Source organism: Brucella pseudogrignonensis, assembly GCF_032190615.1.
Classification (GTDB): Bacteria; Pseudomonadota; Alphaproteobacteria; order Rhizobiales; family Rhizobiaceae; genus Brucella; species Brucella pseudogrignonensis_B.
This window is the reverse complement of the sequence record NZ_JAVLAT010000001.1, coordinates 2,301,501-2,323,104: the sequence shown is the minus strand read 5'-3', so window position 1 is coordinate 2,323,104 and position 21,604 is coordinate 2,301,501. Positions and strand designations below refer to the sequence as shown.

Below are 21,604 nucleotides of genomic sequence, written 5' to 3'. Positions count from 1 at the left end.
ACTGTTTGAAGCCCGCTTTCTATGCCTGCAATCATCGAGTTCATGGCATTAATGACGGCTTCGGCAACAGCACCGGGCAGCTTAGTAAATGTCGTTACGGTGGTATCGTAGAGAAGGCCAACAGCACCGATAATGTTATTTGCTGCACCCTTGGTTGTTTCCCAAACATCTTCCCAGCTAACCTCATTGCCGCCTAATGCATCGGATATCAGGTTTAGCGCCCCTAGAAGATCATCGCGAACAAGTGACGCAACATCCATTGTGCAATCGGCTGGATCTGGTCACCGAACGCCGAGAGAGCGAACGTAGCCGAGCTAATCGCGGTAATCAGAAGCAAGAACGGGTTAGTTGCAACCATCGTCGCGCCTGCCAGCGCCACTCGTGCCATCGCCGGAACATACTGCCCCAGAAGAACTGTCGCCGCTGCCGCTGCTGCTAATGCAACATGCTCGAAGTTATCACCGACAAAAACCAGTCCTTGCGCGATAGTAGCAGAAACGCCAGACGCCTGATCCATTGTCCCGACGAACTTCAATAAGCCGTTGGCGACCTTCTGAAACCCGTCAGATATAGTTGCAGGCATGCTCTCGGCTTCGGCTGTCAGTTCCTGCAAGCGCGTGGTCAAAGCCTTGTAGATCACGTCACCGGTGATCTTGCCTTCCTTGCCTGCTTCGCGAAGCTGATTGACACCAATGCCGAGCTGGGCGGCAAGCACTTCGGCAACACGTCCACCAACTTCAATCACCGTATTCAGGTTGTCGCCTTGAAGCTTACCCGCCGCCATCGACTTGCCGAGAGCGTCAATCACACGAGCTGCGCGATCAGACTTAGCGCCTGACACCACGAGCGCGTTATTCAATGCTTCGGTGTAATCAAGCTGCTGATTGGTATTGTAACCAAGCTCTTTGAGAGCGCCCGCATTTGTGAGAAAGCTTTCAGCCGTGTTTTGCATACCGGAATAGGTGCGCTGCGCCATGTCATAGATACGCTCCATTACCTGAGGAGCTTTATCCATATCCCCGACAGCAAGGCCTACACGAGAGGACAAATCAGTCCAAGTGTCAGCCATACGCTGGATTTCACTTACACCAATGCCAAGGCCACCGATCGCAGCACCAGCACGAAGCATATTCTGAAATGAACGACTGATGTTGTCGTTCATCGTGGAAAAGCGCTTCTCGATCTGGCGAGCGCGTTGATTAGCAACGCCATTTGCCCGGTTGAGCGCCTTTTCAAAAGAGGCCGTGCGGGCCTCCATAGCCACGACAAGGCGTTCAACGTCAGTCGCCATCAGAAGCCCTCAATTCCAAGTTCTGCAAGTTGATCGTCGCTCATACCGGGAGCGGCTTTTTCTTCGGTCGCATTGGCGGCTTTGAAGCCTTCAACCGCACAGCGAAATTCCCAAAGCGTCATCTTGCCGATGTCGCGATGGATTATTCCGGCCCATTGGTAGAAGCGGTTGAATTTCCACTTTCCGCGCGGGAGCGGGTTCGGGTCTTCTTCGCCCCCGCTTTCCGCTCCCCCGGCTGATCATCCTCATCGCCAAAGAGTGCAACCATCAACACAGCCTGCGCAGTCAGCACTGACAATGTGAGCGGTCGATCTTCAACGAATTTCTGGACAAGCTTACGAGCGGCTTCTTTTTCCATGCCGCCGCCTTCAAGACCGAGGCGGATAGGCTGGATCACATCATCAATGAACCATTGCTTGGAAGTGAGCCGCATCAATATCCATTGCGGCCCTGCATCGCATTTGTCTTGCAGGGCGCGAAGGTGTACAAGGCGGAGTTCAAAATCATGCTCTCCGCCAGCCCATGTGAGAGCCTTCGCCATTACGCAGCCTTAGCGGTACGGGTTGGCAATCCGTCGAACTGAATTTCGATTTCAGCCGATACCTTTTGGCCTTTTTCAACGGCATTGTTGAGGTACACGAGGATCGCTGATCCTGTTTCATATTCTGTGTCACCAACAGCAGAATTGACGTGCTGAACACGAATTGTCTTCTTACCGCCCGAATACCACCAATCAAGCATCATTTGATGGCTCTGGCTGGCCCATACGCCAGTACCTGAGATTGTAACTTCCGAGGACTGAACAGCACGTTCAACAACAGCTGGCAGGCTTTCATCTTCACAATCGGCGGGTACTTCCGTTGTCTGCATGTTGTGCTGGCGGTTGATACCGCGCTGTGTGATGCCGCAAATCTTCGAGAAAGTACCCTCGACATCTGTTTCAATCTCAACAACAAGATGCTGAAATTCTGCGGTAATTGGCTTAACGGCCATGTTATTTCTCCATGCGAAAACGGGCCAGCAATACGCCAGCCTTGATAGGGCTTGAGGCCCGGTTTCAGGTGATTGGGCTAAGCCCGTTTACGGCCTTTCAGGGCGCGTTTCTGATCGCGTGTCGGGCTTGCGACCGCTTCGGCCCAGCCTTTCGATACGCAGTAATCAATGAAGTCTTGCGGACGTTCTTGCGGTTCCGGCGAAGCCTTGGCGTTGAACGAATACCGGCTGCGAGGACGCGACCAGTTGCATTCCACTTTAAAGATTGCCCAAGCCATTATTTCGCTCCGTCTCTGACTGCTTTGCGCATCTGGCGCGTAACCCTGCCCCGGACACGCTTTCGCAACGTGCGCCATGATGGGAAGAAATACGGGCTGGCCTTCATGTGCTGGGTGCCGAACTCTTGAAGTCTGGCAAGCTGGAATTGCTCACGTTCACCAACCATCGTTGACGTATCGCCAGCGTAGATCGTGATCACCAAACCGTCGCGTGTCGGTGCTGACTTGCCGAGGACCATTGAGCCTTTCGGCGCATCGCCCCACGTCCAGTTGATCGTCTGTGCAAGTGCACCCGTATCTTTCGGTGCCAATCGACGCATCATACTGACGACTTCGCCAGCACCTTGCTCCATTGCTTTGATCGTCGCATCGAATACAGCCTGCGGAATGGTCTTAGTAAGCTTTCGCTTGAGCCGGTCTAAGCCCTCAACCATCTTCCCATTCCTCGTCAATCAGTCCGGTGACTTGCACAATGCCATGAGCGGTTATACCGTCTGGATCATCCAAAACACGCGACAATTCGATATTAAGACCCACAAGAGCGCCGCTTAACAGCTCACCAGTGGTGTTTCTCAAAGCGCCTACAATGGCGTCAACAATCTCTTTGCACGGCCATTTCCGGCCATTCTTGCGCACCCAGCAATCAATCTGGATTGTTTCTTCACGGCTATTGATGCAATCAGCATCATCGGTGCGAAAATCACTCGCGCCCATCGAGATATATGGAAATGTCGGCTTTTCAGGTGGGCCGTCATACACACGATCACCGACAAGTGCCGAAACCTTCGCGTTGGCCTTGAGCGTGGAAATAATCAGGTCTTGGAATGAGACGGAAACACTCATGTCGCCACCCCGCTTTCCGCTGTAATTTCCATAAACTGCCGATCCTCGGTCGGGACAATTGCCCTGATCTGGTACTCGGTTCCGGTGCGCGCATCACGCATACCGTCATCAGTGGTCAAAGCTGCCGTCTGGCTACTTCTGCGCACCGTGACAACAACCGGCTGCTTACCCGTCAACCTTGCCGCCTGAACCGTTTCCCCTCCCCGCAGATACCGGATATTGCCGCGGACTGTGAAATCGGTCGGGGTCGGCTCGAAACCACCATGCCCGTCCGGCACTTCGGTGATGGTGCTGAAGGTGATAGATGAACGAAGTTGCCCTGATCCTAATCTAGCCATGATTACACCTTCGGACGGCGAAACGGCCAGATAAGAGCTTCATAGGCTTGATTGCTCTCAATCCGTGGGCCTTCTGGGTCGCCTCGGTATGAGTACATCAGCCCAACATGCATCAGGATTGCCGCCTTGAGAGAGGCTGGCACGTCTGCCGGGGCTGTCCCTGCCTTGTATTCGATAGTGACCGCATCGGCGCGGGCTACAGTAGCGGGCCACGAGTTACCGTAAGCGAGCGAAAGAACTGTTCCGCAGGCATAGTCCAGCGTCTTGTAGGAGGCCTCTGAAACGGTTTTCTCCACATTATCGGTGTCGAAGTACTTCACGGCCTCAACGCTAGCCACTGGCCCCATACGCAGCCGCAGGAAGCTATTAAACGAGCAAAACGATTGCTTCCACGTCTGAGTGACAAGCGCGATGTTAAGCGTACGCTCAAGATGATCGGTCGCGGCCTGAATAAAGCGCGTGATCTGGTTATCATCATCGGTGAAACCCGACACAATCAGATGTTGACGAGCTTCTTCAAGCGATACCGGTAGGTCTGCTGGCGCTTGTGTGCGGACAGGAAGCAGCATTTATCAACCGCCTTTGTTCTTTTCTGCCCGACCTTCAGCCTTATTCTTCGGCTTTTCCTCGGACTTTTCCTTCAAAACGCCATTCTTCACCAAATGCGACACATCAGTTTCGGATGCCTGTCGTTCATCGCCGGGTTCATAGAATTTATCACCCTGATGACGGCGTAAAACTTCATAGGTTTTCATGGCAATCTCCTTCAGATCAAGAAACGGGCAGCGTTAACTGCCCGTCGATTTGATCAGAACTTATTCGCCGCCACCCGGAGCCGCGTTCACATCGCCGTAGATGAACGCTTCTGGACGATAGACAGCCAGAGCGAGACGTTCTTCAGCAAGGATGGTGACAAGGTTCTTGATGAAGTCGTCTTCATTCTCAGTTGCGACTTCAACACGTGCCTGCCAGCGGTCGAAAATCTGCGCACCAAGCTTGAACGCACCGGTGAGGAACTTACCAGCCGCAACCGCCTGAGTGGTGACAACAGGAAGGCCCCAAAGAGTAGGCGAAAGCGTACCCTGCGGATTGCCGATGATGTAACGGCCCTGAGTGTCCTTGAGCAGTTCAATCGACGTCCAATCAATCGGATTGAGGACATGGCCGGTTGCTGGATATTCAGCAAGCGCCGCCTGAAGCATCGCCACACGAAGACGATCAATGCCGGTAACAGTTGCTGGCATGGTTGTCCCGGCAGGGATAGCGAACGCTGTCGACTGCGGGATGATGCCGAGCAGGTTCTGGCCTGTGCCGTCACCGTTGAGAAGCTGGTTTTCTTCAACGTATGCCAGACCGTACAGCAAGCGCTGATCAATGATCGAGCGAAGCTGTGACACGTCAGACAGCACCTGACGGGAAGCCTTCATCCAGTGTGCAATGACCTTGGCAGAGGTCGTTACCAGCTCGAACTGAATATCCGAGTTTGGCTTTGCCGCACCTTCAGCCACGCCAGCGGCGCGGTTGTTGAAACCCTTTTCCTTGACGTATTCCAGTGAACCGCCGTCCATCTGACCCTGCGAGAGCAGATCACGGATAGTCAGACGGCGCTGGGGCAGCTCAAGAATGCCGGGAAGTCGGGTGGTCTGAATTGCAGCGCCAACGGAACCGGCGGCGTTCGTGGTTGCCGTGGTCAGCGTGGCCTTGGTCTGAATGTCGATGCGACCGCGAGGGTTCGCCTGACCGAGAAATTCCTTGACCTTGTCGTTTTCAACGAACTGCTCACCAATCGACTTTTCCCGGTCGCCTTCGCCACCGCCGCGTGCTGCCTTCTGCTCGAAATCGTCAAGACGTGCCTTGAGTTCATTCATGGCGGTAAGGCTTTCGTCAGCCTTTGCCTTGAGGCTCTCGCTGATGTCGCCATTCTTCTTGGCTTCAGCCACGGCCTGTTCAGCGATTTCCTTGACGCTGTCAAACTTCTTCTCGAAGTCAGCCTTAACCTCCAGAGCAAGCTGCTCTGCTGTTTTATTGTCGCTCATTGATAATGTCCTTTCTGGACAAAGAGGGTGAGATTTAACCGCGCAATGCTTTTAAGAATGCGGTTGCGTCGCTTGCCTTTTCGCCCTCTGGATCACCCAGAACGGCCTTTGCATAACCATGCGAGGCAATCGCGCATGCCATGCTTTTTGGAACCCCTGCCTCTCGCAAGATGTCCTCAAATTCTTTGATCGGCATGGGGTCGCCATCGCGGAGGCGTCTGGCAAACTCATCCATGCGTTCAGATTTCACTGCCTCGATACGGGCGCGGCGATTGGCTGGGAAAGAAACCGGGGAGATTTCCCGCAGGTCCAATTCATCCAGATTGCGCACATTGCCGTCAGGAGTGGCTTTGATTTCTCGGTACCCGATGGAAAGACCACCGATAGCATTCGCCTTCATGAGCGCATGGACTTCACGAGCCTTCTGCACTTCCATGATCAAGCGGCCCTTACCCCAAAGGCCTTTTGCATCCTCAGCAAGATCATCCCAGATACCGATCGGTTCATTCGGGTTATGCTGCCAAAGCATCAGAACGCTTGTGCCTTCGCGCTTATGCTTAGCGAGACTGCCAGCGAAAGCACCGGGCATTACCCGCTCGCCATAGCTGTCAACATTGCCGTTGACCGAGCCGTAACCCGTAAAGGTGCCGTCTTCCGACAGGTCTTTAACCTGCAAGGCAAAGTCTTTGGTTTTCATCGAGATTATTCCTCGTTGTCGCTCTGACGCGGGGTCAGTTCTCGGTCTGCACCGGCTTCGGTAATGGGCACATTCTGCATCTGCATGCGTGGAACATCTCCGCCCTCGACAGGTGGCAAGTTCTCAAGCTCTCGGACTTCGTTGATCGTCATCGCGCCGATTGCCGTCATCTGCTGGTAGAACCGCGCTCTTCCCGCCGTATCGCCCCGCAGAAGGCCTTCTTGGTTAAATTCTATGATAACCCCTGCCGCCTTATCCGCTGGCGTCAGGAGCTGTTTCATCAGTGCCTGTTCAATGCGCTTCAAACGACGGCGAAGTGTGAACTTCTGAAAGCCGAGTGTTTGCGCTTCAATACCCGATCCCCAACTTGTCGATTTCGATGTGTGACCAACCATATGCGGAGGCACACCGAAGAACCGACAGATTTCCTCAATAGAGAATGAGCGGGTTTCCAGCATCTGGGCATCTTCTGGCGTAATCGTCAGTTGCTGCCATTCGGTGCCGCCCTCTAGGATGATAGGCTTGCCAGCATTGCCGCTTCCGATTTTCGCTGCAAGTTTCTGTTCGGCAAGCTCGCGCTGCTCATCGTTCAGCCACTTCTCGAACTTGAGAACACCAGAAGGTCGCAAACCGTTCTCAAACATCGATCCGGCTGATCTATCCGCTGCCTGCGATAAGCCAAACACACGGCGACCGAAGTAAAGCGTCGACGCTCCGCCAAGTGGGTTGCCGCCGAAACCACGGATATGCAGGATTTCGCGATCTGTGGCTTCGTTCGCCTTGCCGTCCTCAGTCCACTTGTAAATCAGATCGCCGTTGGACTTCTTCTGAACGCTCATCAGCGCCGGAAGAATAGGAGTTAAGACCCGAACATTACCATTTGATCGATTGACACGAGCGTAACCATTGCCCCAAAGCTCAACCGATGCCGCCATGAAGTCCCAGAAGTCAACCGCTGTCTGGTCGTAATTCGGGCTGTCGTGCAGCACAACATAGAGTGGGTGATCGCTTGCGACCTCGCGTGATCCGTCAGCACTCTTGCGATAAACCATAAGCGGCAACGACGAGATTGTACCTGAAATCAGGTTCACACATGCCCACACCGCAGACAGTGCAAGAACATTCTTTTCAGTGATGATCTCCCCGGCCCCGCCGATGCTGTCACCCGGATACCAAGCGTCAGGCTCACGAACGGTCAGGTTCCGCTTAACAGGCGTATCGCCAACGAAACCATTCAGCATCTTTCGCAATAGGTTCACGCTGCACCTGCCAAGCTCTTGAAGTAATCATCCATGCCATCATGTTCCGTTTCCTGCTGAATAAACCAGCCAAGAGCCATGATTAGCGCCACCGCACCGTCGATCTTGTTTTGAGGCATCTCCTTGCGCGGGTAGACGTTCTCTTTTGCATCGTAATGCCCGACAACATTGCCGATCATCCAGTTCATCACCGCATTTCCGGTGTGATGAATGCGCTGTTCCCGCATGAGAGCATCAAGCGTTTTCGTCGCCTCGCTCATCGTTGCCACTGTTTGCCGATATTCCTCGGCAGGCATTCCATCGCGCTTGAGGTTCTGGATCATCTGCTGCGCTTGCCATGGGTCAGTTGCTACAGCTTGCAGATTTAATCCCGGACCTTCCGCCTTGATGTCATCCTCGATTGAACCGAAGTCGATTGTCTCACCGGCAGTGGCAGTTATGTCGCCCTGCATCTCCCACCCGCGATACATCGGGTGCTTATCTTCTTCTATTGCAACTCTCGGTAGGTAAAAACGTGGGAAAACATAATAATGAGCCTTCCCATCTATCAACCTGCGATAGAGGTTTACACGCGCTGCAATGTCGATCTTACTTGCCAGATCAAGGCCAATGACACATTCGTCGTTGGCAAAGTCTTCCTCAACAAGATCGCGGTCCTCGCATTTGCGCCACCAGTCTGTGTCAAACAGCGCCGAATTAGCGTCAACCCAAACATTCAGATGCTTGGTGAGATAATTCGCCCTTGCTGTTGCAACCTGTCTGGCCTTGCCTGCCGTCTGTAAGACAATCTTAGGATCGACAGACACACCCCAATTCGGGTTTGCCTTCCGCAAAGTTTCTTCTGCAAACGGATCGTCGCCCTCGTCAATGGTGTAAATAATTCCGAATACAGCGTCAGCAGCCTCCCCCGCTACAGTGCCAGCCAGAACATCAAGAACGAACTTCCTGACCTCGTAGCAGATACCGTGCTTGTTGCTGCCTGCCGTGGTGATCATCCACAGCATCGATTGAGGCCGTTTGCCAAGCCCTGTTTCCAGAACATCATAAACATCACGGCTTTTGTGCGCGTGAAGCTCGTCTACGATAGCCAGATGAATATTCAAACCGTCAAGCGTATGCCCGTCAGCGGATAGAGCCTTGAACGCGCTCGATGTTTTCATCTGCACAAGAGACTGTGCACTGACATCGACCTTAAACCGATTGCGATAGGCAGGCATCTTTCTTGCCATCGCCTGTGCATCGCGGAAAACAATGCGAGCCTGATCGCGTGTCGTCGCTGCCGAGTAGATTTCAGCACCGGCTTCACCGTCAAGCGCAAGCATGTAAAGACCAACCGGCGACGAGAAAGATGACTTCCCGTTACCGCGGGGGACTTCCACATAAACGCGACGAAACCGCCTATTTCCGTTACTATCCACCCAGCCGAATGACGTGCTCAAGATGAATAGCTGCCACGGCTCCAAAATCATCAGATCGCCGCGTGAAGCTGACGGGCCTTTGATATGTGGGCATAGCTCGACAAATCGGCAGATGCGCTCTGCCCTTCCGGTATCGAAGTGATAGCCCTTCGGCGGATTAGCCAGATCGTCAAGCTGTCGCTGGCAAGCCTGATAGACATACTTGCAGGCCGGAATAGCGCCTGAAACAACGTCACGGGCGTATTGATGCGCCTTATCTGCGTAGCTCAATGTTGCCTACCGTCAAATTCTGCAAAGGGATCATCATCAGCTTCTTCATGTGGCTGGTGAACCTTGGACCGATCAACCGGCGTTGCGCCTAGTGATGAAACGGCCATGCGGTAATTGCCAAAGAATGAAGCAGGCAGATCGCTTGCGCCTTCGATAATCTGCCCCCTCATGATGCTGACAATCTCTAGTGCCGCTCGGTCCTCGTAGACCAGCCACGGGATTTCATCGACAAAGATTGCCCATGCCTTTTTTGCATTCTTACTCAGATAATCTGGGGCTTTTCGATACCGCGCCCCGAAGCTTTCGGGTTACTTCTGTCGCGATAACGTTGCGGGTCTTTCTTGTCAGCGCCAGTTAGCGCCGCCTTAGCAAGTGGCGTTTGCGGACGTGGCATTTCAGCCCTTTCACGGGCCTAAACCCTTTTTATGAATTGCGGATGCGTGTAAATGCTTGGGACGCGGGTCTGGCTGACGGTCAGCTGTAGACTTTTACCCCGCCCCGGCCTATCTGACCGCCCCATATCGGGCCACTGAGAGGCGTTTGATCTTTTTTTGATGCATTGCAACACTTCAATCAAAACGCTCGTCTATGCGCCTATATGAAAGCTTCGATCTATCCATCGATCTTTAGGCGCTGTTGGGTATCCATCCTGCCCAACATTGCGATGCTCGATCTTTTTGATCCTGATAGTGTCTGGGCTTCGATAGTGCATTCGTTCTATCGATTGGCATGGACCATCATGGCAGCTGTCACATACTGCCCATAGGTTGCTCTCACTGAAGAACAGGGCTTCATCACCCTTATGTGGTATCAGGTGGTCGCATACTGCCGGTCTTAACCCGCTTGCGCCCTTTTCTGATCTTCCTTCTCTCAGGATCACGCCGCACATCTGGCAGGTGAATAGGTCGCGGACGAGGATGGACCAACGTAGCTTCTGCCATCTCGCTGTCTTGTACCATTGCCTATAGGGCTGTGCTGTATCTCGGTCTGGCCTGTGCGCTCTTCGCCTATCCTTCATGTCCCAGCCTTGGCTTCATCGTGGACACGAGAGGCTTGAGGGTTTTGATCTTAGGCATCTATCCCTCTTGCTTTGATTTGCAAGCCACGGTTTATTCCTGTCGGGTATTGGACGGAGAAACACATGACAATAGTTGAAGCTATTGCCTCAGTTACAGGCGCACTCAAAATCGTGAATGAGCTTCGCTCAATTGACGCGCAATTTGACAAAGCAGAGCTCAAGGCGAAACTGGCCGATGTGATGTCACAGCTAGCGGACGCTAAGATTGGCCTAATAGAAGCAAGCGAAGTCATCGAAGCTGAGAAAAGTGAGGCTAAGCGCCTCAAGTCAGCGTTCGAGTTCCGCGGTAAGCTAGTTGAGTACAACGGTTTCAAGTACGAACCATTTGACGATGGCAGTCCTAAGGGTGAACCTTTTTGCCCAAGGTGTGAACAAAACTTCGGTCGGTTCTACCGTCTCACACAATATCGAGGTGGCGGCTATTCCAACCTCACTTGTCCAGAATGCAAAGCAAACTTCAACACGACAGTTTTTGTTTGGCAAAAGTGACTACCGGGCTTGCCCACTTCACACTGTTGATATGCAAGGCATTGCCCCGGAGCAGCCAGTGTTGCTTCTTCTGCGCGAGTGTAGCTATTGCCTCATCGCCCGGTGGGATGAGTGAAAGGAGTGCCGCTCCCAGAATGGCTAGACAGTTCAATGCGCCTGTGCTGAATTGCCAGCGGGAGGCTCATCATGTTTGAAGATCAGAAAATCGGGGTTACTTGCCCTAAATGCGGACACAAGACCGAGAAGACCATCGCTTGGCTTAAAACTCACGACAAGCTCACCTGCGCCGGGTGTGGGTCTGATGTCGTCATCGACAGTGAACAGCTCTTCGCCGGAATTAAGGAAGCGGAGAAGGTTGTCGCCAAATTCAGGAAATCTATTCGCGGCCTCGGTAAGCGTCGATAGCATCACAGACAGGCTATCTCCATTCAGGGAGATTTTCAGGTCACAAGTTGCCATTACTCTCCCCAAACAGAAAACCCCGCACTAGGCGGGGCTGAATAACAATAAGATTTCAGTTGAATTTGACCACCTTCCGATGTTTCTTATTCGGAAGGGAGGAAACGGGGATGCCTTTCAAAAGTTCAGCTTATAGGGGCGTATTCACACCACATGATCTTAAAGCACTGCAAAATGCATATAGCCGGTGCTGTGATCTTCTGGGGCAGTGTCCAACCACACATGATGGTAAAGACAAGCTTGCCAGATTTGTAATCAGAGCTTTTGAACAAAGTGGCGGTCAGGTTGAATTAACTGCCATACGCGCTGCAAGCTCTTTCACAAACCATAAATAGTAACCCGCCGGGGTGCGCCGAAGCGTGGCGGGTCTTGTTTCTCTTCGTTAAATCGAAAATTACTGCTTCACCCAAATGATTGTAGATGGATCAACACCGAGGGTATTAGCAACCTTTAAAGCCTCAGATTTCAGCGCATTTGTTAGCTTGGGCTGACGCGAGAGCACCCAAAAATATTTATTCGGATTATCTCCAGCAACAATCGACCATTGATAATTACGGTCAAGCGCCACGATATTATAAGCGCCGTAAAACGGGCCAAAGAAAGAAACTTTCAAAGCACCAACATCTGCTCCCTCAGCAAACTTAGCCTTGCCGGTAGAACTTCTGAATTTGCCTTTGGCCGGATCGAAACCCGCATTAACAACCTTTATAGTCCCATCCTCGTTTAGGGAGTACTGGGCGGTTGTCTGGTTCATACCTTTTTCAAAGCGGTTTTCAATGCGACCGAGTTCATACCACTTACCCAAATATCGATCTGCATCGAAATTATGCACTGGAGCCAACGCCAAATCGTGCCGTGTGGTTTTACAAGCGGTCAAAATCGCCAGACCAGCCAATGCTGTTATAATGCTTAAATGCTTCAGCTTCATCTCACCACCTCATTTGTTTCTGGCAGCGTAGATATGACGCCAATGGCATGTTTCAAGTCTGACTAGTTTATATGCGAGGCGCACCGTAGTCGGCCCATCTGGGCAGCAGTATACACGGGGTTTCTCCTGCCAGTTATCCAACTATCCCAGCGCTCACTTGCAGCTATTCGCCGGGATCGGCTGCAATCCGCCGCCTCGCATTCCGTTGAGGCGTTGCCTCGAATTCTTGCCCATCCGCTATGCATCAGGTTCGATTTCCAATAAAAAACCGCCCAGATTTCTCCGAGCGGTTTAATTAAACTGGAGGTCACCAGTTATTAGAACTTGTAGGCAACGCCGAGACGAACTTCGTTGGTCTTGAACTTGTTACGAGCTGTGAGCACGTCGTCTACTACCGAGTAGTTCTTCTTACCGTAGTCGCTGTAACGGTATTCGAGACGCAGAATGACGTTATCTGTTGCAGCGTAATCTACGCCAGCGCCAGCAGTCCAACCAACGTGTGTTTTGCTTTTGGACTCAGAAACATCAAAAGCTTGACCGTCAATGTTACCAGAAGCTGAGACGGTATTCTTAACGCTGCCAATCGCAACACCTGCGGCAACGTATGGGAGCCAACGGTCAAATGCATAACCTACGCGTGCGCGAACCGCACCAGAAGTACGCAGCTTGCTTTCAGCGCCGAGGGTCAGGCTATCTACGCCATCAGTAAAGGTCTCAGAAATATTGTCTTTCTGATTATTGAAGGTTACGTCACCATCGAGACCCAGAACCACATTGTTGCCGAGGTCGAAGTTATAACCTGCGTAAAGACCGCCGAGGAAACCGTCTGGTTTCATGTGGCCAATATTGTAACCGTTTAGATCAAAGGTGGACTTCGCCCAACCCCAACCCACTTGACCGCCGAGATAACCGCCAGTCCAAGAAAACACAGGTGCAGAAACAACCGGTGCTGGTTCTTCGTATACAATGGCGTCAGCTGCATTAGCTACCGAGATGCCTGCAAAAATAGCTGCCGAAGCAAACAAGATCGCTTTAATTTTCATTTTAATCTCTCCAAGCCCTTTAGAAAAACTCTAGAGATTAAGATATGGCATCTTGCTCAAAAGTCTGTAGTAAATAAGCCACACCCAATCTAATAGGGAATTTTAGCCGAGTAGCGCTTTATTATGATTAAAAAATATTAAACAAAAGGCGAAGCGAAAGCTACTAGCGTCTAAGCATCTCCACTCTAATGTAGGCAAACACAATGTCGCATATCGTCAAAGATGAAATTGAACACATCAAAGCCAAGATCGAAGAGATTAAGGCTAAGCTCCATGCCCGTTCTGGACTATCCGACCATGAACGAGCAGAAGAAGATGCTGAACTACGCATCCAGCTAAATGATATGGTTACCCAAATTAATGCGATACTTCCACATTAATGACAAATGGGAGTTAGCCCGAAAGCCGCTCGTATTTTTTCCCATCCGCTTAAGCAGCGGGTTTGACAGATAGACTTGCAAACCCGCCGGTCGTCAGACATTGCGCAGTCCGTTCTGCTTGGAACTGAAATGAACTGACTACGTTATCGCTGCGTCAATAGTGGGAGCGGTACAATGGAGCAGTTTCAATCAGCACTTCATCAAGCTTTAAGTGCTGACAATTTCAATGTTTGGCCGCACATCATTACCATGGCAGCAGCCTATATATTAGCTCTGCCTATCGGTTGGCACCGCGAGGTCGAAGAACGAAGCGCAGGCCTAAGAACTTTTCCTCTAGTTGCTGTTGCTAGCTGCGGTTTCGTTAAAGCCACAGAGGGGTTGACGGCAGATAACCCAGAAGCGCTGGCCCGTATTATCGAAGGCGTCATCACTGGCATGGGCTTTATTGGTGGTGGCGCTATTCTACGCCTGAGTTCGTCCGTTAAAGGAACGGCTACGGCTGCGAGCCTTTGGGCCACTGGTGCCATCGGAATAGCCTGCGCACTTAACGCCTTCGACGTAGCAATCATCATCATGGTATTCGCATTGATAACGCTTGCGCTATTTTCTCATGGGAAAGACGACATCAAAACACCGTCCAAAACTGCAAATGAAAGTAAGCCAAACGACCCAGAGGCTGCGGGATAGGTTGAGTTAATCCCTTAGACATTCCTGTCATTTGAAGATACGGGGCAATCTTCCGGCATTGCCTTCATCCAACATGCCGACCTTTGATAATCGTCACACCTGCAATAAGCACAATAATGGCGAAATAGGCGAACTTGTATAAGGTCGGCATTCTTATTTTTGCGCCGACATAAACGAAGGGAGCGCTAAGAATGATGGTAAATGCTGCCAGAAAAAGCTGAAAACCCACTATGCTGCCTTCGCCTTATCCAAATACTGCTTTCGTCTGCGCCGGTTTCTCAAGTCCGACATATCAACGTAGATCAGCTTTTCATCAAACCTTTGAAGCGCCACCTTGCGGTCTTTTACAGCCCATCCATCAGTTGTGAACGTGTTGTAATCTCTTGACGCGCTGGCCTCCATCTTATCCCGAATATCACCGATTTCCGGGGTAAGTCGCAAGGTGCAGTTTCGTGCCTTTTCGTTAGGCTGCGCGCCATTGCTGGCAAGTTTGCCTGAAATTTCAACAATTGCCGTGTCTGCACAAACTTTTCCGTAGTTCCGATGCACACCTTCCACCGTTGCGCACCACTTGGAGAACGACATTCGCAGCCAACGCAACTCGCCAGAAGCATTGACCGAGGATACTTTCAAAGCTTTGGCCTGAGACATTGCGTAAGCCCAAAGACAGCGCCGGTTCCGCTCACGAGTGACGAGCCTGATAAGGTCATTTGCCTTTTCCCAGATTGAAAGATCTTCCGCTTGCAGGCGCGTCGATCGACCAGACCAGAACCGATCAGCTTCTTCTCCAAGCCTTCCACGGTCGTTAAACTCCAGCTTATCATTAGCCAGACGTTTGAGCCGCCTGCGTTCCTGAGCAGTCTTGCCCGGGATAGGCTCACCATTCACATAGTCTGCCGGTATCCAGCCCGCCTTTTCCTGTTGAGTATGGAAATACGGCAAAGCCTGAGCCTTCAAACGTGCTGGCCGTCCTGTCTCGGGCAACCGGTTATCGACAAAAGCGGCATGAATAAAAAGGGCTCGCACTTCCTGTTCGTTCATACTGTAATCCCTCTATCGTCAAGCAAATCAGGCTGTTGGCTCATTTCGCCAAAATGCCGGAGCATTCTTTCAAATAGCATACCTACGAGCGCGGGTCGCTTAGAAACCAGTCCATCCAAGCCGTGGCACCAGTCGGCTAGAACACCCAGCGGAGTACCATCCCAAAAAGTGAACCAAGCCTCTAAATCATTCTCCATTACGCCGGGATAATTGCGCTTTGCCGTGCGCACCATGTCACTGACAGCCCAGAGCGTAGTTTCATCAATGAAGTTCCGGTTATTGTGGCTTTCCGCCAAAGTCATAACCACAAAATCAGCATGCTGTTCGCCGTACTTTCTGATTAGCCGGTCGAGCGTACCGATTGCACGTGTCTCACCAATTCCAGGCACTGCGTTCGGCACCACAACACGGATACCGTGGTTCGCAAAGCACTGCCATGCCTGCGGGTATGTATTCGCGAGTTCGGCTAAACGCACATCGTCCATAGAAGTCAGACCACATATTGCAATTGTTGCTCGATCATTGACGGCTCAGTCTTCCCACGCGCAATCTCTCGGCCCATGGTTGCCAGCTCGTCGGCTCGCTCATTACCTTCAACCCCGGCATGGCCTTTAACCCATGCAATGGTGATCTGATCTGCACCATTCAATGCGGCGTCGATCTCCTGCCACAGGTCGGCATTTGCGAGTTCTTTCTTACCGCGCTTCCAGCCGTGTTTCTTCCAGCCATGCCGCCAGTCATTGCAGCCGTTAACTACGTATTGGCTATCACACAGGATATGCACCGGTTCACTCTGAGATGCTGCCCATCGGATCGCATTCAGCATACCGGTTAGTTCCATGACGTTATTGGTGCTTTCTAGCATCCCGCCACAGTCAGAATGCACCTCCACGCCATCACGATAGACGGCCATTCCCCAGCCACCAGCGCCGGGGTTTGGATCACAGCCGCCATCGGAGAACACAATAAGGCCAGCGGCTGGCAAATTGATGTCGGCACCGTCAGCTCGCTTGCTGCCCTTTCCACTAGATTTGACCGCCTGACTCGTTTTTGCCTTCGGGATGATACTTTTCCCATCTTCCGGCAAGGTGTCTTGTATGGCCTTTAAAAGAGGAAAGCATGACGCGCCCTTCTCCGGGAACTTGTGACGAGTGCCAAGCAGTTGCTGCGCCATGAACGCTGCCTGACGCTCGGTCTTGAGGCTGGCAGACGAAAGACCATTCTGTTTCAACCAGTCGCGCAGTGTGTAAAGGCTCTCAGGCCATTCGTAAGTCATCAATCATTAGTCCTTCTAATCTCTTTCACATGCACCCCTGCAGGAATGTTACACTGCAATAAGTGCCTACCGCTCAGCGGCTCACTACCTGTATGGCTTGATCTGGTATGGACACGACTACGCTCCGAAAATATGCGGCAGCAATCCTCTCACCTGCTGAAGAGCATAAGCCCGTTCTGCTTTCTCAAAGGGGTCTATCAAACGCGCAGTTTCCGCCGCGATCCGTTCATCAGCAAGCGCACCGATAGCCAGTAACTGTCTTCTGCAAATCTCGGCCTCCTTCTCGGTCGAAAAGGTTGCCACAATTGCATTGCGGCTTTCACGGAACTCCGCACCATCGTCATTGCGATAGCCCAGATAGGTCTTAGGCATAACCTTGCTTATGCAGTGAACCACCAGCACCTTATCGGTACACCAGTCCCAACCAGCGCCTTTGTACTGGAGAGCTTCAATGCTCTTGATCAGCGAATTATCTGGGTGGAAATATTCCCCGCCAAATGCCACGACCCATTGACCAACTGCTATGTCTACATAACCTGTGTTCGCTTTATTCATGATAAACCTGCGCTCTGTTTGCTTCGCAATATGAGGATTTCATCCTCAAACTCCTGACCGGGGGATGATCCCCCAAACCCCATCGATCCGCTGCGCGGCTCGCTTACTGCGTTGAGAATAATCATGCTGCGCCGCCTCCATTGGATGAACGGTAGTAATTTCGAATATTCATTTCTTGGCTTACAGCATCAGCCAATGCGCTAATCTGGGCATCGATCATCTTGGCACTGAGGCCAGATGCAGTCATTTCCTTCCAAAGCCGATTTACAAGGCGGGTCCAATGCGCCTTGCCCTGCGAATAGCTTTTGACCGTCAGGGCTTCCGCTGCTTCGTTGACAAGTAAGCGTCTACGCGAGAGCGGGAATGCATGAATGGTTGCTGGCTTGCGATGAGTGAAAAGATCAAGCTGCATGATTACTCCCCTTCGCCCTCTTCATAGGTATCTAAGGTACCGGGACCACACAGGTCTCGATGTTCGGGACCACAGGTGTCTATATGAATGTCAGAGAAAACACCCCATTCGTCGGGACCACAGGTGTCCATATGAAATTCGTCCGAATTTAGCGTGATTGACGATTTCAAAGTTTCTGGGAGAGATGGAATTATACTGCGAGTTCGCACAATCTTGCCGTCATATTGCCGCTTCTTCCAGCCGTATCGGACAATGAAGATACCCAGACACCCGTATAATTCGATATCACGAGTGACCGTCTTCAAAGCGCAGCGACCACAACTTAAAGCCCACTGTTCATTGGTCGCTGGAATGATCCCGGTTTTCCAATAAATCAGCTTTGTTGCTGCGGACAGCAGGCGGAAGCGCGATCTGCCCTTATCATTTACGATCTGCGCAGCAACATCGTGCCATGCATCGAAAAGCTTACCCTGTTCAACGCGATTGGTGGGCCATCGGAGAGGCAAGCCCTTTTGCTGTTCTGCCTCCCACCGCTTTCCAGACAGATCACGGTTCAATTCGCCTGATGGTTTTGGGAAAAATCTCAAATCGTTATCTTGGTTGATCTGCTTACGAACCGCGCTCATCGGCCACTTCCCCGATCTTCCGGTTCTCTAAGCTCAGGGCAAATGGTTACAGCGAGCCAGCCGCCGACGATCATGACAAGGCGAGCTGCGTTAATGCGAAGGCGGAAAAGGCTCATGACTGCACCCCACGCGTGAAACCGTGAATTACGTCCTTGATGTCAATGTCGCCCCATTCGGTGAACGACTTACACGACAGCATAAACTCGGCTTTGCGGTGCATTTCATGCAGTGAGTGAGGCCGATACTTCACAATCTCGGCGCGTGAGGTTTCAATCGTCGCTGAGACTTGATCCGCAATATCTGGCCAATCATCGTCAGGGACGCCGTTATAAACGGCCATGGTTGCCTTGTGCATAGTGATAAGGTGTTGAAGGCCACTCATCGTCTTGCCTCCAAAGCTACGTCCCACTGCGCTTTTATGTGGGCTACAGAGGTCATGACCAAGTTCGCGGCGAAAAGCATGTCCGAGACTTGGCTTTCGCTAAGGTGAAACCGTTCGGGGCTTCCTGTTAATTCTGTGTGAGGCTTGCTGAAATTCATGTCGAGCAGGCGCTGTAAAATTGAGATTGAATTTTCGGCATCACAAATCGGAGTTTCTAAGTCGGCAATCTCATCGTGTTGAGTACGAATAATTCTTGCGCCAGCCATCAAATTGCCCTCCCCGCCATGACCTCAAGAGCTTCTTTCTGATTGTCGATGTTCCCGAACATAATCGGGTAGCCGTTGCCGCGTGTGGATGGCAGGATCACGGCCATAAATTCGCCGTCCATCCATCCGTTGAGCGCTTCGGATAATTCCCGCGATAAGCGGTTTACCCGTTCAACCGGCAACTCAGTTGCGCCCCCGGCGTTCTGTGTGCTATTGCTGTCCATGTTCTTCAATCCTTTAGTCTGGGTTTGAACTCGGCTCGGCAAGTGTTGGCGCACTGCCGGGCTTTTTGCTTTCTGGGTCATGCGGCTTTCCCTTTGAAGAAAGCCACCAGTTCGCCGCGTTCAGCGCACCAACGCCCCCCGACTTTCTTTGCTGGGATTTGTCCTGTGCTTGCCATGTGGAAAGCCTGCCTGTCGGTTCGTCCGATCAGCTTCGCAATCGCATTAATGCCCCAGATCAAATCGATTTTAGTTTCTGACTCTGCCATTTTCGCGCCATCCTATCAGGTGTAGTTATTGTAATGGCTGGTAGCCATTTGTTAACCATGGCTGATAGCCAGTATTGTGTCAACCCGTTTTTTATGGCTTGTAGCCACCATGATAAAAAAACCTGTGCAACCCCAAGACAAATACGTGCTTAGGCTACCAGATGGCCTGCGTGACCGGATCAAAGCTCATGCTGATCGGGAAGGCACGAGTATGAATTATGAAATCGTTCGCGTACTTGAGCGCGAATGGCCTGAACAGTGGCCTTTAGGAAAACGCCTGCAAGAGCTTGGTGACGCACTGTCTCTGCTGTCTGCCGGGAAAACGGATCCACGCGTTCAACAATTTATCACTGACTTTGAAGAGACTGTTCACGGCATCATTACCGGACGTGTGACTGATGTTGATCCAGAAACCAGAGATGCAGTTGGCGAACTGTGGTCGAATTATCGAGAGCGCCAAGCCGAAATTGAAGCAGACTTGTACGAGCCAGAATATAGCGATGAAGAGCTTCGGGCTATGGAAGTCGTGGGGCGTCCAGAAAAATACGCTGTGCCGCCACCTGAAAAGGCTAACCCACTTCATGATGCCGTTTATCTATCCGAGGTCTTACCCAAGTACGACTTCGCTGAATTCACAAAACGGTTGAGCGAGAACGATGTAGAAGGCGCAAAAGCAATTCTGGATAGCATTCCAAAAGACAAACTCGAGAAACAAATTCAGTATGCCAACATGTCGCTGTGGGATCGAATTCAGATGGAAGAGAACCGCAGGAACTTGAATAAAGATACTGACCCGGACTTCCCATTCTGATGTCTATACGCAAACGAGAATGGACAACGCCGAAGGGCGAACAGAAATCGGCATGGGTGGTTGATTATGTCGATCTGCATGGCAAGCGCCGCCTCAAGACGTTTGACCGCAAAAAAGAGGCCGTTGATTTTGAAGCCACGGCAAAGGTCGAAGTGCGCGAAGGTACGCATGTCGCTGACAGTGCAACAGTAACTGTCTATGAGGCTGGCAAGCTCTGGATAGCTGCGGTGAAACGCTCTGATCTTGAACGATCATCGGTCGAGGATTACGAGCGGACACTGCGCCTGCACATCGCGCCCTTCCTTGGCTCTGCGAAGCTGACAGCACTCAACACGGTTCGCTTACGGGCCTACGAGGACGAGTTGCGCAACGCGGACAGGTCGGCTTTTATGATCAAGCGGACACTCACGACTCTTGGAACGATGCTGGCAGATGCACAGGAGCGTGGTCTTGTGGTGCGCAATGCAGCAAGAGAGATGCAGGCCAAACGAGGCAAAGGCGCAAGCCGCTCAGAGAAGCGTCAGAAAGGCCGTTTAAAGGTCGGTATTGATATTCCTGCACGTGAAGAGATAACCGCGCTTCTTGGTTCGATTTCGGGACGCTGGCGACCATTGATCATGACGGCAATCTTTACCGGGCTTCGCGCCTCCGAGCTTCGTGGTTTGCGCTGGGAAGATGTAGACTTTGAGAAAAAGACTTTGCGCGTTCATCAACGTGCGGATCGCTACGATGACATTGGCAAGCCTAAATCAATTTCAGGTGAGCGGACTATACCTGTTCCGCCTCTGGTCATTAATACACTGAAGGAATGGAAGCTCGCCTGCCCTCGCCGCGATACCGGCAAAAAGGATGCTGACGGAAATCCCGTAACGGTTCTTGAATTGGTGTTTCCGAATGGGGCAGGCAATGTTGAAGGACTTCGGAACATTCTCCGGCGTGGCCTTCATCCAGCTTGGATAGCTGCTGGCGTCTCCATCGATAGTGGCGATAAAGACGAGAATGGCGAGTCAGTCTTTGAAGCTAAATACACCGGCATGCACTGCCTGCGACATTGGTACGCATCTTGGTGCATAAATCGGAAGGCTGACGGCGGTTTGGAATTGCCTCCAAAGCTCGTTCAGGAGCGTATGGGGCATTCAACAATTGCGATGACAATGGACACATACGGGCATCTTTTCCCGCGTGATGATGACGGAAAAGAGCTTGCTGCGGCAGCGGACTCAATCTATTCAGGCGGTATCTGACGCGACAAGAATGC

At 51.8% G+C, this 21,604-nt stretch carries 35 protein-coding genes; 5 read left to right on the top strand and 30 right to left on the bottom strand.

From position 1 onward, the window contains the following. The 17 genes from RI570_RS11325 to RI570_RS11245 all read right to left on the bottom strand — a co-directional run. On the bottom strand, positions 1-260 hold a 260-nt coding region (locus RI570_RS11325), incomplete at its 3' end, for a hypothetical protein (protein ID WP_313828494.1). Further along, entirely contained in the window at positions 224-1,291 is a 1,068-nt protein-coding gene (locus tag RI570_RS11320) for a tape measure protein (RefSeq protein WP_313828493.1), read from the bottom strand. The genes RI570_RS11325 and RI570_RS11320, both read right to left, overlap by 37 nt. Beyond that, positions 1,291-1,413: a hypothetical protein gene (locus tag RI570_RS11315; protein WP_313826413.1), complete on the bottom strand. Its 123-nt coding sequence runs from the start codon at positions 1,411-1,413 to the stop codon at positions 1,291-1,293. Before RI570_RS11315 ends, RI570_RS11320 begins: the two co-directional genes overlap by 1 nt. A gap of 20 nt (positions 1,414-1,433) precedes the next feature. Continuing rightward, a complete protein-coding gene (locus RI570_RS11310; RefSeq protein ID WP_313826412.1) occupies positions 1,434-1,832 on the bottom strand; it encodes a gene transfer agent family protein in 399 nt (132 codons plus the stop codon). Further along, on the bottom strand, positions 1,832-2,284 hold the full coding sequence (locus tag RI570_RS11305; protein ID WP_313826411.1) for a phage tail tube protein: 453 nt from the start codon (positions 2,282-2,284) through the stop codon (positions 1,832-1,834). Before RI570_RS11305 ends, RI570_RS11310 begins: the two co-directional genes overlap by 1 nt. A gap of 77 nt (positions 2,285-2,361) precedes the next feature. Then, positions 2,362-2,562, bottom strand: coding sequence for a hypothetical protein (locus tag RI570_RS11300; protein WP_313826410.1), 201 nt, complete (start codon positions 2,560-2,562; stop codon positions 2,362-2,364). Beyond that, complete coding sequence (locus RI570_RS11295) at positions 2,562-2,996, bottom strand: HK97-gp10 family putative phage morphogenesis protein (RefSeq protein ID WP_313826409.1); 435 nt, start codon at positions 2,994-2,996, stop codon at positions 2,562-2,564. The genes RI570_RS11300 and RI570_RS11295 overlap by 1 nt, the downstream gene beginning before the upstream one ends. Next, entirely contained in the window at positions 2,989-3,405 is a 417-nt protein-coding gene (locus tag RI570_RS11290) for a DUF3168 domain-containing protein (protein WP_313826408.1), read from the bottom strand. Before RI570_RS11290 ends, RI570_RS11295 begins: the two co-directional genes overlap by 8 nt. Then, complete coding sequence (locus RI570_RS11285; protein WP_313826407.1) at positions 3,402-3,743, bottom strand: head-tail adaptor protein; 342 nt, start codon at positions 3,741-3,743, stop codon at positions 3,402-3,404. The genes RI570_RS11290 and RI570_RS11285 overlap by 4 nt, the downstream gene beginning before the upstream one ends. 2 nt (positions 3,744-3,745) lie before the next feature. Then, positions 3,746-4,312 (bottom strand): phage head-tail connector protein, encoded by a 567-nt coding sequence (locus RI570_RS11280; RefSeq protein WP_313826406.1) that lies wholly within the window; start codon positions 4,310-4,312, stop codon positions 3,746-3,748. A gap of 3 nt (positions 4,313-4,315) precedes the next feature. Continuing rightward, on the bottom strand, positions 4,316-4,498 hold the full coding sequence (locus RI570_RS11275; RefSeq protein ID WP_253177031.1) for a hypothetical protein: 183 nt from the start codon (positions 4,496-4,498) through the stop codon (positions 4,316-4,318). 60 nt (positions 4,499-4,558) lie between these two features. After that, the gene (locus RI570_RS11270; protein ID WP_313826405.1) at positions 4,559-5,779 is read right to left on the bottom strand and encodes a phage major capsid protein; all 1,221 of its coding nucleotides are present in this window, start codon (positions 5,777-5,779) and stop codon (positions 4,559-4,561) included. Positions 5,780-5,813: 34 nt separating this feature from the next. Further along, the gene (locus tag RI570_RS11265; RefSeq protein WP_313826404.1) at positions 5,814-6,476 is read right to left on the bottom strand and encodes an HK97 family phage prohead protease; all 663 of its coding nucleotides are present in this window, start codon (positions 6,474-6,476) and stop codon (positions 5,814-5,816) included. 5 nt (positions 6,477-6,481) lie between these two features. Beyond that, entirely contained in the window at positions 6,482-7,735 is a 1,254-nt protein-coding gene (locus tag RI570_RS11260; RefSeq protein ID WP_313828492.1) for a phage portal protein, read from the bottom strand. Further along, positions 7,732-9,423, bottom strand: coding sequence for a terminase large subunit (locus RI570_RS11255; protein ID WP_313828491.1), 1,692 nt, complete (start codon positions 9,421-9,423; stop codon positions 7,732-7,734). Before RI570_RS11255 ends, RI570_RS11260 begins: the two co-directional genes overlap by 4 nt. Beyond that, the gene (locus RI570_RS11250) at positions 9,420-9,593 is read right to left on the bottom strand and encodes a hypothetical protein (RefSeq protein WP_313828490.1); all 174 of its coding nucleotides are present in this window, start codon (positions 9,591-9,593) and stop codon (positions 9,420-9,422) included. Before RI570_RS11250 ends, RI570_RS11255 begins: the two co-directional genes overlap by 4 nt. Before the next feature lie 92 nt (positions 9,594-9,685). After that, positions 9,686-9,817, bottom strand: coding sequence for a hypothetical protein (locus tag RI570_RS11245; RefSeq protein WP_313828489.1), 132 nt, complete (start codon positions 9,815-9,817; stop codon positions 9,686-9,688). A gap of 747 nt (positions 9,818-10,564) precedes the next feature. On the opposite strand from RI570_RS11245, the gene RI570_RS11240 reads away from it, so the two are divergent. Then, positions 10,565-10,990: a hypothetical protein gene (locus RI570_RS11240; RefSeq protein WP_313828488.1), complete on the top strand. Its 426-nt coding sequence runs from the start codon at positions 10,565-10,567 to the stop codon at positions 10,988-10,990. 147 nt (positions 10,991-11,137) lie between these two features. Here the strand turns inward: RI570_RS11240 and RI570_RS11235 are convergent, their stop codons facing one another. From RI570_RS11235 to RI570_RS11225, 3 genes are all read right to left on the bottom strand, one after another. Beyond that, positions 11,138-11,449, bottom strand: coding sequence for a hypothetical protein (locus RI570_RS11235; protein WP_313828487.1), 312 nt, complete (start codon positions 11,447-11,449; stop codon positions 11,138-11,140). 394 nt (positions 11,450-11,843) lie between these two features. Beyond that, positions 11,844-12,377, bottom strand: coding sequence for a lipocalin family protein (locus RI570_RS11230; RefSeq protein ID WP_313828485.1), 534 nt, complete (start codon positions 12,375-12,377; stop codon positions 11,844-11,846). 317 nt (positions 12,378-12,694) lie between these two features. Beyond that, a complete protein-coding gene (locus tag RI570_RS11225) occupies positions 12,695-13,420 on the bottom strand; it encodes a porin family protein (protein ID WP_313828484.1) in 726 nt (241 codons plus the stop codon). A 203-nt stretch (positions 13,421-13,623) separates the two neighbouring features. On the opposite strand from RI570_RS11225, the gene RI570_RS11220 reads away from it, so the two are divergent. Both RI570_RS11220 and RI570_RS11215 read left to right on the top strand, forming a co-directional pair. Continuing rightward, positions 13,624-13,800, top strand: coding sequence for a hypothetical protein (locus tag RI570_RS11220; RefSeq protein ID WP_313828483.1), 177 nt, complete (start codon positions 13,624-13,626; stop codon positions 13,798-13,800). Between the two features lie 174 nt (positions 13,801-13,974). After that, positions 13,975-14,487, top strand: a complete 513-nt coding sequence (locus tag RI570_RS11215) for an MgtC/SapB family protein (RefSeq protein WP_313828482.1) — start codon at positions 13,975-13,977, stop codon at positions 14,485-14,487. Between the two features lie 228 nt (positions 14,488-14,715). Here the strand turns inward: RI570_RS11215 and RI570_RS11210 are convergent, their stop codons facing one another. The 10 genes from RI570_RS11210 to RI570_RS11165 all read right to left on the bottom strand — a co-directional run bounded on the left by RI570_RS11210 (position 14,716) and on the right by RI570_RS11165 (position 19,535). Continuing rightward, entirely contained in the window at positions 14,716-15,528 is an 813-nt protein-coding gene (locus tag RI570_RS11210) for a hypothetical protein (RefSeq protein ID WP_313828481.1), read from the bottom strand. Continuing rightward, the gene (locus tag RI570_RS11205) at positions 15,525-16,013 is read right to left on the bottom strand and encodes a hypothetical protein (protein ID WP_313828480.1); all 489 of its coding nucleotides are present in this window, start codon (positions 16,011-16,013) and stop codon (positions 15,525-15,527) included. The genes RI570_RS11210 and RI570_RS11205 overlap by 4 nt, the downstream gene beginning before the upstream one ends. Before the next feature lie 5 nt (positions 16,014-16,018). Further along, positions 16,019-16,804, bottom strand: a complete 786-nt coding sequence (locus RI570_RS11200) for a ribonuclease H (RefSeq protein ID WP_313828479.1) — start codon at positions 16,802-16,804, stop codon at positions 16,019-16,021. A gap of 117 nt (positions 16,805-16,921) precedes the next feature. Then, complete coding sequence (locus RI570_RS11195) at positions 16,922-17,359, bottom strand: hypothetical protein (protein WP_313828478.1); 438 nt, start codon at positions 17,357-17,359, stop codon at positions 16,922-16,924. A 121-nt stretch (positions 17,360-17,480) separates the two neighbouring features. Next, complete coding sequence (locus RI570_RS11190) at positions 17,481-17,771, bottom strand: DUF6074 family protein (RefSeq protein WP_313828477.1); 291 nt, start codon at positions 17,769-17,771, stop codon at positions 17,481-17,483. A gap of 2 nt (positions 17,772-17,773) precedes the next feature. Beyond that, positions 17,774-18,397 (bottom strand): hypothetical protein, encoded by a 624-nt coding sequence (locus RI570_RS11185; RefSeq protein WP_313828476.1) that lies wholly within the window; start codon positions 18,395-18,397, stop codon positions 17,774-17,776. A 112-nt stretch (positions 18,398-18,509) separates the two neighbouring features. Then, positions 18,510-18,779, bottom strand: a complete 270-nt coding sequence (locus RI570_RS11180; protein ID WP_313828475.1) for a hypothetical protein — start codon at positions 18,777-18,779, stop codon at positions 18,510-18,512. Further along, the gene (locus RI570_RS11175) at positions 18,776-19,045 is read right to left on the bottom strand and encodes a hypothetical protein (protein ID WP_313828474.1); all 270 of its coding nucleotides are present in this window, start codon (positions 19,043-19,045) and stop codon (positions 18,776-18,778) included. The genes RI570_RS11180 and RI570_RS11175 overlap by 4 nt, the downstream gene beginning before the upstream one ends. Continuing rightward, positions 19,045-19,350 (bottom strand): hypothetical protein, encoded by a 306-nt coding sequence (locus RI570_RS11170; RefSeq protein WP_313828473.1) that lies wholly within the window; start codon positions 19,348-19,350, stop codon positions 19,045-19,047. Before RI570_RS11170 ends, RI570_RS11175 begins: the two co-directional genes overlap by 1 nt. Continuing rightward, entirely contained in the window at positions 19,347-19,535 is a 189-nt protein-coding gene (locus RI570_RS11165) for a DNA-binding protein (protein WP_313828472.1), read from the bottom strand. The genes RI570_RS11170 and RI570_RS11165 overlap by 4 nt, the downstream gene beginning before the upstream one ends. Positions 19,536-19,644: 109 nt before the next feature. Between RI570_RS11165 and RI570_RS11160 the strand changes: the two genes are divergently transcribed. Beyond that, on the top strand, positions 19,645-20,346 hold the full coding sequence (locus tag RI570_RS11160; protein WP_313828471.1) for an Arc family DNA-binding protein: 702 nt from the start codon (positions 19,645-19,647) through the stop codon (positions 20,344-20,346). Beyond that, positions 20,346-21,590: a tyrosine-type recombinase/integrase gene (locus RI570_RS11155; RefSeq protein ID WP_313828470.1), complete on the top strand. Its 1,245-nt coding sequence runs from the start codon at positions 20,346-20,348 to the stop codon at positions 21,588-21,590. Before RI570_RS11160 ends, RI570_RS11155 begins: the two co-directional genes overlap by 1 nt. Positions 21,591-21,604 lie beyond the last annotated feature (14 nt).